This window comes from Pseudomonas sp. NFACC05-1 (assembly GCF_900100135.1).
In the GTDB taxonomy this organism is placed as follows: Bacteria; Pseudomonadota; Gammaproteobacteria; order Pseudomonadales; family Pseudomonadaceae; genus Aquipseudomonas; species Aquipseudomonas fluorescens_Q.
In genome coordinates this window covers 13,650-28,781 of record NZ_FMTR01000017.1, presented here as the reverse complement: position 1 = coordinate 28,781, position 15,132 = coordinate 13,650, and the positions used below count along the sequence as shown (strand labels likewise).

At 62.6% G+C, this 15,132-nt stretch carries 9 protein-coding genes; 8 read left to right on the top strand and 1 reads right to left on the bottom strand.

Features of this window, described 5'->3' with window-relative positions:
- The first annotated feature begins 26 nt into the window (after nucleotides 1–26).
- From BLO97_RS21670 to BLO97_RS21645, 6 genes are all read left to right on the top strand, one after another.
- Nucleotides 27–449, top strand: coding sequence for an AprI/Inh family metalloprotease inhibitor (locus tag BLO97_RS21670; RefSeq protein ID WP_092143753.1), 423 nt, complete (start codon nucleotides 27–29; stop codon nucleotides 447–449).
- 139 nt (nucleotides 450–588) lie between these two features.
- Nucleotides 589–2,388, top strand: coding sequence for a type I secretion system permease/ATPase (locus BLO97_RS21665; RefSeq protein ID WP_092347981.1), 1,800 nt, complete (start codon nucleotides 589–591; stop codon nucleotides 2,386–2,388).
- The gene (locus BLO97_RS21660; RefSeq protein ID WP_092224594.1) at nucleotides 2,385–3,719 is read left to right on the top strand and encodes an HlyD family type I secretion periplasmic adaptor subunit; all 1,335 of its coding nucleotides are present in this window, start codon (nucleotides 2,385–2,387) and stop codon (nucleotides 3,717–3,719) included. The genes BLO97_RS21665 and BLO97_RS21660 overlap by 4 nt, the downstream gene beginning before the upstream one ends.
- A gap of 14 nt (nucleotides 3,720–3,733) precedes the next feature.
- Nucleotides 3,734–5,083: a TolC family outer membrane protein gene (locus BLO97_RS21655; RefSeq protein WP_092347978.1), complete on the top strand. Its 1,350-nt coding sequence runs from the start codon at nucleotides 3,734–3,736 to the stop codon at nucleotides 5,081–5,083.
- Between the two features lie 220 nt (nucleotides 5,084–5,303).
- The gene (locus tag BLO97_RS21650) at nucleotides 5,304–8,396 is read left to right on the top strand and encodes an autotransporter serine protease (RefSeq protein ID WP_092347975.1); all 3,093 of its coding nucleotides are present in this window, start codon (nucleotides 5,304–5,306) and stop codon (nucleotides 8,394–8,396) included.
- Nucleotides 8,397–8,565: 169 nt separating this feature from the next.
- Nucleotides 8,566–10,419 carry a polyurethane esterase gene (locus tag BLO97_RS21645; protein ID WP_092347972.1) on the top strand — a complete coding sequence of 618 codons (1,854 nt, stop codon included), beginning with the start codon at nucleotides 8,566–8,568 and terminating at the stop codon, nucleotides 10,417–10,419.
- A gap of 132 nt (nucleotides 10,420–10,551) precedes the next feature.
- Here the strand turns inward: BLO97_RS21645 and BLO97_RS21640 are convergent, their stop codons facing one another.
- Entirely contained in the window at nucleotides 10,552–10,776 is a 225-nt protein-coding gene (locus BLO97_RS21640) for a YgdI/YgdR family lipoprotein (protein ID WP_003201785.1), read from the bottom strand.
- A 220-nt stretch (nucleotides 10,777–10,996) separates the two neighbouring features.
- Between BLO97_RS21640 and BLO97_RS21635 the strand changes: the two genes are divergently transcribed.
- Nucleotides 10,997–12,679 (top strand): VRR-NUC domain-containing protein, encoded by a 1,683-nt coding sequence (locus BLO97_RS21635; protein WP_092347969.1) that lies wholly within the window; start codon nucleotides 10,997–10,999, stop codon nucleotides 12,677–12,679.
- Entirely contained in the window at nucleotides 12,676–15,018 is a 2,343-nt protein-coding gene (locus BLO97_RS21630) for an ATP-dependent DNA helicase (protein WP_092347967.1), read from the top strand. Before BLO97_RS21635 ends, BLO97_RS21630 begins: the two co-directional genes overlap by 4 nt.
- The last annotated feature ends 114 nt before the right edge of the window (nucleotides 15,019–15,132 follow it).

The following is a 15,132-nucleotide window of genomic DNA, read 5'->3' as shown; positions in this document are numbered from 1 at the left end:
GGATGAAAAAAATGCGTAGAAAATTCATGCCCAGTAGCGTTCGAGCAACCGCCGGGTTGCTCGCTACGCTGATGATGTTTTGTGGAGAAGCCGCCATGGCGCGCAGCCTGTTGTTAGCAGAACCCTCGCAGTTGGCCGGTCAGTGGCAGGCTGTTTTGTCGAGCCCGCAGGACAACGCGCAAACCCAGGCGCTGCAGGACAAACCGTCCAACAGTTGCCTCGTCGAACTCAAGGCGGATCAGACCCTGGGCGGGCAAACCGATTGCCTGGGCCAATGGCTGGGGGATGAGCCGGTTCGTTGGTTCACTGAACCCGACGGACTTTCCCTGATTGGCAAGCAAGACTCCAGGACACACTTGGGCCTGCGTCAGGGAGACCATTATCAAATGACGTTGAAGTCCGGTTTGATACTCAGGCTTGAACGAAATAAGTCCCAGAGTGCTCATTAACGAATGAGTACAGTTGAGTCTTGAGCGAAGTGCGCTTGTTTGAACAGGCGTGCTTTTCGGTGTCGGCCGAATCGAAAAACAAAGATTGGCAAGTTGAATAACGGCCAGTTCGCTGGCGAAGCCAACAACAAGGAAGATCATGAATAGGGTAAGGAGCGCTGCTGCGGCGCCGCTGTTTAAAGCGCTGGGCGATTATAAAAATATTTTGATCAGTGTTGGATGTTTTACCGCGCTGATCAATGTCCTGATGCTCGCGCCTTCGATTTATATGCTCCAAGTGTATGACCGCGGGTTGTCATCACAGAACGAGACCACGCTGGCGATGTTGTCATTGATGGTCGTCGGCTTCTTCGTATTCATCGGGCTGCTGGAAATGGTCCGCAGCTTCGTGGTCATCCGCATCGGCAGCCAGTTGGAGCGACGCTTCAATCTCCAGGTGTACAAGGCTGCGTTCGAGCGCAATCTGCGCCAGGGTGAAGGCAACGCCGGGCAATCCCTGGGCGACCTCACGCATATTCGCCAATTCCTCACCGGGCCGGCGCTGTTCGCGTTCTTCGACGCACCGTGGTTTCCCATCTATCTGCTGGTGATCTACCTGTTCAACGTGTGGCTCGGCGTGTTTGCCTCCGTCGGCACGCTGCTGCTGATCGGTTTGGCCTGCCTGAACGAGGCCATGACCAAAAAGGCCTTGGGGCAGGCCAGCGTCTACTCGCAACAATCCAGTCAACTGGCCACCAGCCATTTGCACAACGCCGAGACGATCCAGGCCATGGGCATGCTCGGCGCGCTGCGCAGCCGCTGGTTCGCCGTGCACTCACGGTTTCTGGGCCTGCAGAACCAGGCCAGCGACACCGGCGCGGTCATCAGCTCCTTGAGCAAGACCCTGCGCCTGTGCCTGCAGTCGCTGGTGCTGGGTTTGGGCGCGTTGCTAGTGATCAAGGGCGACATGACCGCCGGGATGATGATTGCCGGCTCGATCCTGATGGGCCGGGTGTTGAGCCCTATCGACCAGTTGATCGCCGTGTGGAAGCAGTGGAGCGGCGCCAAGTTGGCTTACCGGCGTCTCGACGCGCTGTTGCAAGCATTTGCGCCCCAGGACGACGGCATGACGCTGCCTGCGCCTAAGGGCCAGGTGAGTTTCGAACACGTCAGCGCCGGGCCGCCAGGGCAACGCAACGCGACGCTGCAGCAGGTCAGCTTCAGCCTGGCCGCGGGGGAAGTGCTGGGTGTGCTGGGGGCGTCCGGTTCCGGCAAGTCCACCCTGGCCCGGGTGCTGGTGGGCGTGTGGCCGACCCTGGCGGGTACGGTGCGCCTCGACGGGGCCGATATTCATCGCTGGAATCGCGAGCAACTCGGCCCGCACATCGGCTATCTGCCACAAGACATCGAGCTGTTTTGCGGCAGCATCGCCGAGAACATCGCCCGGTTTCGCCAAGCCGATCCGCAAAAGGTCGTCGCCGCCGCGCAGCAGGCCGGGGTCCATGAGCTGATCCTGCGCCTGCCCCAAGGCTATGACACGGTGCTGGGGGAGGACGGCGGTGGTTTGTCCGGCGGGCAGAAACAACGGGTTGCGCTGGCCCGGGCGATGTACGACCGGCCGAGCCTGGTGGTGCTCGATGAACCCAACTCCAACCTCGACACGGTTGGCGAAGCGGCGCTCGCCAGTGCCATCGCGCAGATGAAGGCCCAGGGCACCAGTGTCGTGCTGGTCACTCATCGTTCCTCGGCACTGGCCCAGGCCGACAAGTTGCTGGTGCTCGACGAAGGCCGGCTACAAGCCTTCGGCCCAAGCCAGCAAGTGTTGCGCGCGCTTTCCGGCCAGTCGAGTTCACAGGACAACGCGCCACGCAGCTCACCGCCGAACAGTCCCCAGGTGGCCCCCACCGGACTGAGCATGAGTCGCCAGTACCAAGCCGCCAGCAAACCCGGTGGCGCATGAGCAAGGAGCTCGACATGAATCTCGAACATACGCAGGACGTTGAGCGCCCGGAGCGCGACGCCCACTTCTTCACGCGCGTGGGCTGGGCACTGGCGCTGGTTGGCGCGGGCAGTTTTTTCACCTGGGCCAGCCTGGCGCCGTTGGACCAGGGCATCCCCGTGCAGGGCACCGTGGTGGTTTCAGGCAAGCGCAAGGCGGTGCAGTCGATGAGCAGCGGTGTGGTCAGCCGGATCCTGGTACGCGAAGGCGAAGCGGTGAAGCAGGGCCAGCCGCTGTTCCGCCTGGACCAGACCCAGGCCGCCGCCGATGTGCAATCGCTGCAGGCGCAATACCGGATGACCTGGGCGAGCCTGGCGCGCTGGCAAAGCGAGCGGGACAACCTGTTACAGGTAAGTTTCCCGGCTGAGCTGAGTCGCGATCCCGATCCACGCTTGGCCCTGGTGCTTGAAGGCCAGCGGCAACTGTTCAGCAGCCGCCGCGAAGCCTTCGCCCGGGAGCAGGCGGCGTTGCGCGCCAACATCGAGGGTGCGGCGGCGCAATTGGCGGGTATGCGTCGGGCCCGCAGCGACCTGACCGCCCAGGCCGAATCCCTGCGTCTGCAACTGGGCAACCTGCAACCCTTGGCCGACAACGGCTATATCCCGCGCAACCGCCTGCTGGACTATCAACGCCAACTGTCGCAAGTGCAGCAGGAACTGGCGCAGAACAGCGGCGAAAGCGGGCGGGTGGAGCAGGGGATCGTCGAGTCGCGATTGAAGCTGCAGCAGCACAACGAGGAATACCAGAAAGAGGTGCGCAGCCAGTTGGCCGACGCCCAGCTCAAGAGCGAAACCCTGCAAGAGCAACTGAAATCCGCCGGCTTCGAGCTGCAACACAGCGAAATCCTTGCCACCGCCGATGGCATCGCCGTCAACCTGGGGGTGCACACCGAGGGCGCCGTGGTGCGCCAGGGCGACACCTTGCTGGAAATCGTCCCCCAGGGCACGCGGTTGGAAGTGGAAGGGCATCTGCCGGTGCACCTGATCGATAAGGTCGGCACGCATTTGCCGGTGGACATCCTGTTTACCGCCTTCAACCAGAACCGCACGCCAAGGGTGCCTGGGGAAGTCAGCTTGATTTCTGCCGATCAAATGCTCGATGAGAAGACCGGCGCGCCGTATTACGTCCTGCGCAGCAGCGTCAGCGACGTGGCGATGGACAAGCTCAACGGCCTGGTGATCAAGCCCGGCATGCCGGCCGAGATGTTCGTGCGCACCGGCGAGCGCTCATTGCTCAACTACCTGTTCAAACCGCTGCTCGACCGAGCCGGCTCTGCGTTGACCGAAGAATAAGGATGTCCGGCGGTATGAAGCGTTTCTATTGGGTAGCCGTGCTGGCCGCTTCCGTGTGCAACAACGCCTGGGCCATGGGGCCTTTCGAGTTCTACGAGCGGGCCCTGCGCAATGACCCGGTCTACCTGGGCGCGATCAAGGAGCGCGATGCGGGCCTGGAAAATCGCGCCATTGGCCGCGCCGGGCTGCTGCCGCACCTGGGCTACAGCTACAACAAGGGTCGCAACCAGTCCAAGGTCACGTACCTCAACGATCGCGGCGCCAGCCAGCATGATGATCGCAACTACAGCAGCTACGGTTCCAGCCTGACGCTGCAACAACCGCTGCTGGACTACGAGGCGTACGCGGCCTATCGCAAGGGCGTGGCCCAGGCGTTGTTCGCTGATGAAAGTTTTCGTGGCAAGAGTCAGGAGTTGTTGGTGCGGGTGCTGAGTCATTACACCCAGGCGCTGTTCGCCCAGGACCAGATCGACATTGCCCAGGCCAAGAAAAAGGCGTTCGAGCAGCAATTTCGCCAGAACGAGCATCTGTTTCGCCAGGGCGAAGGTACGCGCACCGACATCCTTGAGGCGCAGGCGCGCTATGAATTGGCAATCGCCGAAGAGATCGAGGCGCGAGATGAGCAGGATGCCGCCTTGCGCGAGCTGGGCTCGCTGGTTGGCGTCCCGGCCCTGGATATCGGCGACCTGGCGCCGCTGCATGACACCTTCCAGACCTTTGCCTTGCAACCGGCCAGTTTCGACACATGGCACGCGCTGGCGGTGAGCAACAACCCCAGCCTGGCGTCCCAGCGCCAAGCCGTCGACGTGGCGCGTTTCGAGGTGGAGCGCAACCGCGCCGGGCATCTGCCCAAGGTCAGCGCCTACGCGACGATGCGCCAGAACGAATCGGAAAGTGGCAATACCTACAACCAACGCTACGACACCAACACCATCGGCCTGGAAGTCAGCGTGCCGCTGTACGCCGGTGGCGGGGTCTCGGCGTCGACCCGCCAGGCCAGCCGCACTATGGAACAGGCCGAATACGAGCTGGAGGCCAAGACCCGCGAGACGCTGATCGAATTGCGCCGCCAGTTCAGCGCCTGTGTGTCCGGGGTGAACAAGCTGCGCGCTTATCAGAAGGCCCTGAGTTCCGCTGAAGCGCTGGTGGTCTCGACCCGGCAAAGCATCCTTGGCGGCGAGCGGGTCAACCTCGATGCACTCAATGCCGAGCAACAGCTCTACAGCACCCGCCGCGACCTGGCCCAGGCCCGTTACGACTACCTCATGGCCTGGACCAAGCTGCATTACTACGCCGGCACCCTCGGCCCGCAGGACCTGGCGAAGGTAGACGAGGCGTTTGTGTCCCGGGCGCCCCTTCAATGACCTGTGGCGAGGGAGCTTGCTCCCGCTCGAGTGCGAAGCGCTCGCAGGCTTTTTTTGGGGCCGCTACGCAGCCCAGCGGGAGCAAGCTCCCTCGCCACAAAGACAAAAGCAAAGACAAAAGCAAAGACAAAAGCAAAGGCAAAGCAAACCACTAGGCCAGGACAGGCTCCATCAGGCCGCGCAACTCCAGGATTCTTGCAACAACTAAGGATGGTTCGTGATGAAAATCGATAACAACAAACAGCCCGGACAGACAGGGCGCCTGTTCCTGCCCAAGGCCCTCAACCGCGCCGTGCTCTGTGCACTGGCGACCTTGGGCACGGCCCAGGCGGCGCCTTATGTCGAGAGCGGCAGGGCGGGTAATCCAGACAGTTGGCGCAGCAGTGAATTCAACGCCGAATGGGGGTTGGGGGCAATCAACGCGCAACAGGCCTACGCCGCCGGGTATACCGGCAAGGGCGTCAAGCTGGGGATCTTCGACCAGCCGGTCTACGCGGCGCACCCGGAGTTCTCCGGCACTGGCAAAGTCGTGACCTTGGTCACCAGTGGTATCCGCGAGTACACCGATCCCTACATCCCGGTGAAAGCCGGTGATCCGTTCCGCTACGACGGCTCGCCCACCGTTGGCTCCGATGGCAAGCTGGGTTCCCACGGCACCCATGTCGGCGGGATCGCTGCCGGCAGTCGCGATGGCAGCCCGATGCACGGCGTGGCGTACGATGCGCAGATCATCAGCGCCGACAACGGCGACCCGGGCCCCGAAGACGGCATCATCCTGGGCAACGATGGCGCAGTGTACAAGGCGGGTTGGGACGCGTTGATCGCCAGCGGCGCACGCATCATCAACAACAGCTGGGGCATTGGCATCACCGATCGCTTCGACCAGGGCGGCCGCGATCCGGCGTTCCCGCACTTCACCGTGCAGGACGCGCAACTGCAATTCGATCAGATCAAGCCGCTGCTGGGCACCAAGCCTGGCGGCGCCTACGAGGGCGCCATCGCCGCAGCCCGCAGCGGTATCGTCACAATTTTCGCCGCCGGCAACGACTACAACCTCAATAACCCTGATGCCATCGCGGGCCTGGCGTATTTTGTGCCGGACATCGCGCCGAACTGGCTCACCGTGGCGGCGCTGCAAGTCAATCCGGACACCGCCAGCGCCGATCCTTACACCATCAGCACCTTCTCGTCGCGCTGTGGCTACACCGCCAGTTTCTGCGTGTCGGCCCCCGGCACCCGGGTCTACAGCGCCGTGATCGGCGGCACCAGTGCCGACGACCTGACTGTCGGCTACGCCAACAAGAGCGGCACCTCCATGGCCGCGCCCCATGTTGCCGGCAGTGTGGCGGTGTTGATGGAGCGTTTCCCCTACATGACCGGCGCCCAGGTCGCCAGCGTGCTGCGCACCACCGCCACCGACATGGGCGCGCCGGGCGTCGATTCGTTATACGGCTGGGGCATGATCAACCTGGGCAAGGCCATCGACGGTCCATCGATGCTGGTGACCGAGCAGGACATCCCCGCAGAGTTTCGTATCGATGGCGCCTATGGTTCCGGTCAGTTCGTGGTGGACCTGCCGGGCATTGGCGCGATCATCGATGCCGGCAAACCCACGGAACGGGTGTGCAGCGGCATCCAATGTGGCCTGGACGTTTGGCGCAACGACATCGCCGGCCACGGCGGCCTGACCAAGGAGGGCATCGGCACCCTGGTGCTCACCGGCGCAAACACCTACAGCGGGCCGACCCTGGTCAATCAAGGGCGACTGGCGATCAATGGCTCGCTGGCCTCGGCCGTTACGGTCAACGACGGCGGCATCCTCGGTGGCAACGGGCGCATCGCCAGCCTGACCGCCAACCGCGGCGCCAGCGTGGCGCCGGGCAACTCCATCGGCACCTTGCAGGTGGCCGGCGACGTGACCTTTCAACCCGGTTCGAACTACGCAGTGGAAGTCTCGCCCACCGCCAGCGACCTGATCGTGGCGGGCGGCAAGGCGTCCGTTGACGGAGCGACGGTGTCGTTGTCCCTGGAAAACAGCCCGACACTGCTGACGGCTGGCGAGGTGAAAAGCCTGTTGGGCAGGCAGTTCAATATCCTGCAGGCCGCCGATGGTATTGACGGGCGCTTCGCTGGCGTCTTGCCCAACTATGCGTTTCTGGGGGGCGACCTGGCGTACAGCACCAGTGGCATTCAGCTGGCGGTCGAGCGTAACGACGCGTCATTTGCCAGCCTCGGCCTGACACCAAACCAGCGCTCCGTCGCCTCGGCCGCCGAACGACTGGGCGCGGGCAACGGACTCTACGAGGCCTTGCTGCTTTCGCCCAGCACCGCCGTGGCGCAACAGGCATTCCAGCAACTGTCCGGTGAAATCCATCCGGCCATTGGCACACTGTTGATCAACGACAGTCGTCAGTTGCGCGACGCCGTCGGTGATCGCCTGCGCCAGGACGCCCTGTACGACGCCGGTACGCCGACCGATGCCAGCAGCAATGCCTGGTTCAAGGTGCTGGGCGCTTGGGGCAAAAACGATGGTGGAAATGATCACGCCAGTACGACCAGTTCCATCGGCGGGCTGCTGGCCGGTGTCGACGGACTGATCAGCGACCAGACGCGACTGGGCTTCGTCACCGGCTACAGCGACAGTTCGTTGAGCATGGGTGAAGGCACCCATTCCTCGGCCAAGGCCGACAGCTATCACCTGGGGGCCTACCTGGGACATGAAATCGACGCGCTACGCCTGACCGTTGGCGCTGCCCACAGTTGGCATCGCATCGACGTCAAGCGGGACCTGCAATGGGGCGACGTCAGTGGCCGGGAGAAAACCAAGCGCGATGCCCGGACCACCCAGCTCTTCACCGAAGCGGCGTATCGCCTCAACTTGCAACCGGTAGCCCTGGAGCCGTTCGCCAACCTGGCCTATGTGCACCTGGACAGCGACAGCTTCCATGAGAAAGGCGATAACGCGGCCCTGCACGGTGGCGACGATCGCCGCGATGCCGTGCTCTCGACCCTGGGCGTGCGGGCCAGCCATACCCTGGCCCTGTCGGATCGACAGCAACTGCAACTGTCCGGCTCCCTCGGCTGGCAGCACAACCTGAGCAGCACCTCGTCCGAACAGGACCTGGCCTTCGCCGGCAGCAGCAACACCTTCGCGGTGCAGAGTGTGTCCATGGACCGCAACGCCGCCGTGATCGGTGCCCGTGCCGGGCTTGCGGTCGCCAAGGATGTGCGGGTCAACCTCGACTACAACGGCCTGATCGGCTCCCGGGATAAAACCCACGGCGTGGGCCTGACCCTGGATTGGCAGTTCTGACCAAGAAGAAGGGCTGGATATACCCCCGTGGCGAGGGAGCTTGCTCCCGCTCGGGTGCGTAGCAGCCGCCCCGGGGGAGCGCTTCGCACTCCAGCGGGAGCAAGCTCCCTCGCCACAACAGCTGTACCTCCCGGTTCCCGTATTCCAACAACAAAAGAGAGCAACAACCATGGGCATCTACGACTACAAGAACCTCGGCACTGCCGAATCCAAGGCACTGGTCAGCGACGCGATGGCGATCATGCTGTATTCCTACCATAACCTCGACAATGGCTTTGCCTCCGGTTACCAGCACAACGGCTTCGGTGCCGGCCTGCCGGCCACCCTGGTGACCGCGCTGCTGGGGGGCACCGATTCCCAAGGGGTGATTCCCGGCGTGCCGTGGAACCCCGATTCGGAAAAACTGGCCCTGGAGGCGGTACAGAAGGCCGGTTGGACGCCCATCAGCGCCGCGCAACTGGGTTACGCCGGCAAGGTGGATGGCCGCGGGACGTTTTTCGGTGAAAAGGCCGGCTACACCACTGCGCAGGTAGAGATCCTCGGCAAATACGACAGCGCGGGACACCTGCAGGAAATCGGCGTGTCATTTCGCGGCACCAGCGGCCCTCGGGAAAATCTGATCGGCGATTCCATCGGTGACGCGGTCAACGACCTGATGGCCGCGCTGGGACCCAAGGACTATGCGAAAAACTACGTCGGCGAAGCCTTTGGCAACCTGCTGGGCGACGTCGCGAAATTTGCCCAGGCCCATGGCCTGACGGGCAACGACGTGCTGGTCAGCGGCCACAGCCTGGGTGGGCTGGCGGTCAACAGCCTGGCGGACTTGAGCACCAGCCAATGGTCGGGGTTCTACTCCAGTGCCAACTACATCGCCTACGCCTCGCCAACCCAGAGCAGTACCGACAAGGTCTTGAACATCGGTTACGAGAACGATCCGGTGTTTCGCGCGCTGGATGGCTCGACGTTCAACCTCGCCTCGGTGGGTGTGCACGATGGGCAACAGGAATCGGCCACCAACAACATCGTCAGCTTCAACGACCACTACGCTTCGGCGACGTGGAACGTGTTGCCGTTTTCCATTCTCAACATTCCCACCTGGATTTCCCACCTGCCTACCGGCTACGGCGATGGCATGGGCCGGATCATGGGGTCGGTGTTCTACGACCTCACCGAAAAAGACTCCACCATCATCGTCGCCAACCTGTCGGACCCCGCGCGGGCCAATACCTGGGTGCAGGACCTCAATCGCAACGCCGAACCCCATACCGGCAGCACGTTCATCATCGGCAGCGACAGCGACGACCTGATCCAGGGCGGCCAGGGTAACGACTACCTGGAAGGCCGCGCCGGCAATGACACTTTTCGTGATGGCGGTGGCTACAACGTGATCCTGGGCGGGCAGGGCAGCAACAGCCTGCAACTGCAGCAGTCAGTGAAGGATTTCAGTTTTGCCCATGACGGGGCCGGGACGCTGTATATGCGCGACGCCCATGGCGCGATCAGCATCACCCGCGACATCGGCACGCTGGTCAGCAAGGAGTCCGGATTGTTCTGGGGGCTGCTCAAGGATGAGGTGAGCCACAGCGTCACCGCCAATGGCCTGGTGGCCGGCGCCAACCTGACGGCATATGCCTCGTCGATCAAGGGCAGTGTGGCCAATGACACCCTGGTGGCGGGAGCGAAGGGCGACTGGCTGTTCGGCCAGGACGGCAACGATGTGCTGATAGGCGGCGCGGGTAACGACACCTTCGTCGGTGGTGCGGGCAATGACCAGATGCAAGCGGGGGCCGGCAGTGACACCTTCCTCTTCAACGGCGCTTTCGGCCAGGACCGGATCAGCGGCTACGACGCGGGGGACAAGCTGGTGTTCCTCGGCGTGCCGGGCGCCGGGGCTGGTCATGACTACAGCCAGTACCTGTCACAGGTGGGCAATGACACGCTGTTCAAGGTCGGCGACAGTTCCGTGACCCTGGTGGGCGTTGGTCTGGGTCAGGTGGGGGGCGAAGGGATCGTGTTCGCCTGATATCGCCTTTGCGAGCAAGCCCGCTCCCACAGAGATGGATGGTGAATACAGGATTCTGCGAGCACCGGAAAACAAGTGTGGGAGCGAGCTTGCTCGCGATGGCGGCATTCCAGGCAAGTCACTGGAATTCAGTCAGTCTTCCTTGCGAATGGTTGCCACATCATCGGCGCGGACCCGAACTTTCCTGCCGGAAATATCCTCGAACTCGTAGAAACCGTCAGCGGTGCGGGTATTGGGGGTGTCCTTGGTCAAATACTGGGTACCGTTCTGCAAGGTCACCACGGTTGGCGACGCGCAGCCAGCCAGAGCCAGAAATGCCACGGCGACCATGGGCAGGCCCAGAAACCTGATGTTCATAACCATAACCTCTCAATTAAAAGGACACGGAGCAACTGATTCGACCGCGCCATCACGTTAGTCAACCGCCATTGGTCTCGCTTGCCGTAGGAAAGTTCATCGCTGACTGAAGGATTTCACCTTAAATATAGGAGACCGTTCATCTTTTGCTGTTGCCTGGCCGGTTTACAGCTGTTATCTGTATGCATAACCAGTGCTTAATATCCTTGGCGTTCTTTCCGTGGCAGTCCGTTCCCTCGACGATCCGTTTTACTACCTGAACAACTTCCAGCAGGTGCTCGCTTGGTTGACGCAGCGTTATGCCGATGTGCTCAGCACCGACGAGCAGCGCTTCATCGAGCACTTCGCAGCGCTGCCGCGTGGCGCCCAGGGCTTGCTGGTGCGGATGGTGATGCGCAAGGGGCTACGGTTTCGCCATAGCAAGCTGCATTACCCGGAAATTGGCGACATTGGTGCCGCCGTCGCGCCACTGTTGGCGCTGGGTTGGGTCGAGGAACAGGCCCCCATCGGGCTCGTCGAGCTGTTCGAGGTGCTGCTCAAGCCGGAAATCCTCCTGTGCCTGGGCCACCTGATCGAACACCCCAAGGCGAAAAAGACCGAATGGCTCCACGCCTTGGACGAACGCGTCAACCAGCCCCAGCCGTTCGATGCCTGGTGCCCGCAGTTGGATGACCGGCTGTACAGCCTGACGATCATGAGTCTGTGTGACCGGCTGCGGTTGATGTTTTTCGGCAACCTTTACCAGGACTGGTCGGAATTCGTCCTGGCGGACCTGGGCATCTTCACCTACGAAACCGTCGAGTTCAGCGCCGAGTCACGGGGCTTGCGCAGCCGCGAGGACGTCGATGCCTGCCTGTTCTTGCACGACTGCCAGCAGCGCTTCGAAGCTGGCGAGCCCCTGGATGAGATCGTCGCCCAGGTCAACGAACTGTCCCTGGACAATCCGTGGCTGGAGCGGCGCCGGGGCAAGTTGTTGTTCCAGATTGGCCAGCACGGCGAGCGCATCGGCGACTTCGCCTTGGCCTTGGGCATCTATCGCGATTGCACCTACCCGGGCGCGCGGTTGCGGATGGTCCGGGTACTGGAGCGCATCGGCGAATACGGCTTGGCCCTTGAACTCGGCGAGGTGGCGATGCAGGCACCGCAAAGTGCCGCCGAAACCCAGGCCTTGCTGCGGATCGTGCCCCGTCTTCGGCGCAAGTTGGGCGGCCCGCCGGTGCCACGGGGCCTGGTCCGGGAAGTGGAGCGCCTGGAGCTGCAACTGCCTCGCGTCGATCCGACCTTGTCGGTGGAGTACCACGTCCAGGCCCACCTGCACGACGACACCGCGCCAGTGCATTACGTCGAGAACAGCCTGATCAATTCGCTGTTCGGCCTGCTGTGCTGGCCGGCGATCTTCGCGCCGTTGCCGGGTGCATTTTTCCACCCGTTCCAGCGGGGGCCGGTGGACCTGCTCAACGAAGATTTTCATGCCCGTCGCGCCGAGCTGTTCGCAGCTTGCCTGGCAGAGCTGGACGATGGCCGCTATCGGCAGACCATCAGCCGTCGCTATGCCGAAAAGTGGGGCGTGCAGTCGCCTTTCGTATTCTGGGGCGCGCTGTCCGAGCCCTTGCTGGAGCAAGCCCTCGATTGCTTGCCGGCCGCGCATCTCAAGCACTGGTTTGACCGTTTGCTGCTGGACATCAAGGCCAACCGCGCCGGCATGCCGGATCTGATCCAGTTCTGGCCGCAGCACAAGACCTACCGCATGATCGAAGTCAAAGGCCCTGGCGATCGGCTGCAAGACAACCAGCTGCGTTGGCTGGAGTTCTGCCATGAGCACCAGATGCCCGTTGCCGTTTGTTATGTGCAATGGGCAGAGTCGGCTATCGTGAGCGAGCTTGCTCGCGATGGGGCCGCATGACCCCGGCATCCAGCTACAGCATCGCCGTGCGGGCGTTGTGTGAGTTCACCGCCAAGGTGGGTGATCTTGACCTGCGCTTCACGCCGTCGCCCACGGCCTTGGAAGGCATCGCTGGCCATCGCACCGTGGCGGCGCGGCGCAGCGATGGCTACCTGGCTGAGGTGGCCCTTGAAGGTCTCTACCAGACACTGAAAGTCAAAGGCCGGGCCGACGGCTACGACCCGACCCGCAACTGCCTCGAAGAAGTGAAGACTTTCCGGGGCGACCTGAGCAAGCAACCGGCCAATCACCGCCAACTGCATTGGGCCCAGGCGAAAATCTACGGCTGGCTGATGTGCCAGAAGCTACAGTTGCCGCATATCGACGTCGCCTTGGTGTATTTCGACATCGTCAGCGAAAAGGAAACCTGCTTTACGCAAAGCTTCGAGGCGGCGCAACTCCAGGCGTTTTTTGAAGCACAGTGCGCGCTATTCCTCGCCTGGGCCGAACAGGAAATGGCCCACCGCCAGGCCCGCAATCTCGGCGCACACACATTGGCTTTTCCTCACGCCAGCTTCAGGCCAGGACAGCGGCACTTGGCTGAGTCGGTGTTCAAGGCGGTCAGTACCGGCCGTTGCCTGATGGCCCAGGCGCCCACCGGCATCGGCAAGACCGTCGGCACGCTGTTCCCGATGCTCAAGGCCCTGGCGCCGCAGCGGTTGGATAAAGTGTTCTTTCTCACCGCCAAAACCCCGGGACGCAAGCTGGCGTTGGACGCCGCTCAAGTAATCACCCGCAGCGCGCCGTCGATGCCGTTGCGCGTGCTGGAAATGATCGCCCGGGACAAGGCTTGCGAGTACCCGGAGAACGCCTGCCATGGCGAATCCTGCCCGCTGGCCCGTGGTTTCTACGACCGCTTACCGGGCGCCCGGGCAGCGGCGAGCCAGGTCACGTTGCTCGACCAGGCGGCGTTGCGCGAGATTGCGCTGGCCCATGAGGTCTGCCCGTATTACCTCAGCCAGGAAATGGCCCGCTGGGCCGACGTAGTGGTGGCCGACTACAACTATTACTTCGACTTCAGCGCGTTGCTCTTCGGCCTGGCCCAGGCCAACGGCTGGACTGTCGCGACCTTGGTGGATGAAGCCCATAACCTGGTGGAGCGCGGGCGGCAGATGTACAGCGCGACCCTCGACCAGGCCACGCTGACCAGCGTGCGCAAAACCGCCCCTGAACCGCTGAAGAAATCCCTTGATAGGGTCAATCGCCAGTGGAACGCCTTGCATGCGCCCCAGGTGGCGGCCTATCGGGCCTATGAAAAGTTGCCGGACAAATTGCTCCAGGCCCTGGCTACCTGCACTACGGCTATTGGCGATTATCTAAACGATCATCCCCAAGGCCTGGACAGCGGATTGCAGGCGTTCTACTTCGACGCGTTGCAGTTTGGCCGGGTGGCGGAAACCTTCGACGAGCACTTTCTGTTTGACATCCACAAGCGCGAACTCGGCCGCCAGCGCAGCCTATCTACGCTGTGCCTGCGCAACGTGGTGCCGGCCGCATTCCTGCGACCCAGGCTGACGGCGGCCCGCAGCACGGTGCTGTTTTCCGCGACCCTGGGCCCCCGGCATTACTACGCAGACTTGTTGGGGACGCCGGGCGACACGGTATGGATCGACGTGGAATCGCCGTTCAAGGCCGAACAACTGGACGTACAGGTCGTCAGCCGCATTTCCACCCGTTTTGCCCATCGCCAGGCGTCCCTGGAGCCCATTGCCGCGTTGATGGCCCGCCAGTTCAACGAGCGCCCAGGCAACTACCTGGCTTTTTTCAGCAGCTTCGATTACTTGCAGCAAGTGGCTGGGCTGTTTGCCGAGCGGTACCCGCAAATTGCGCTCTGGACGCAATCGCGCGGCATGGGCGAAGCCCCCCGGCAGGCGTTTCTCGAACGGTTCATGGAGCACAGCCAAGGCATTGGCTTTGCGGTGCTGGGCGGCGCGTTCGGCGAGGGCATCGATTTGCCGGGTTCACGCCTGATCGGCGCATTCATCGCCACCTTGGGGCTGGCGCAGTTCAACCCGGTCAATGAGCAGATGAAACAACGCATGGCCGCAATCTTCGGCGATGGCTACGACTACACGTACCTGTACCCTGGCCTGCAAAAAGTCGTGCAGGCGGCCGGTCGCGTTATCCGCACCCAGCAGGATCGCGGGGTGGTGATGCTGATCGATGACCGGTTTGGCGAGGCGAGGGTGCAGCACTTGTTGCCGCGCTGGTGGTCAGTTACCCAAGAGGCCCACAAATCCCCTTGTGGGAGCGAGCTTGCTCGCGATGGCAGACTGTCAGCCAGTATTGATGCAAACTGACCCACCGCTATCGCGAGCGAGCTCGCTCCCACAGGTTGGAAGGCTTGAGGATTTTTCCTGGCGCCTGACTTGCTCCATACTTCGCGAAAAAAGAATCCACACGGATGCCCCGGC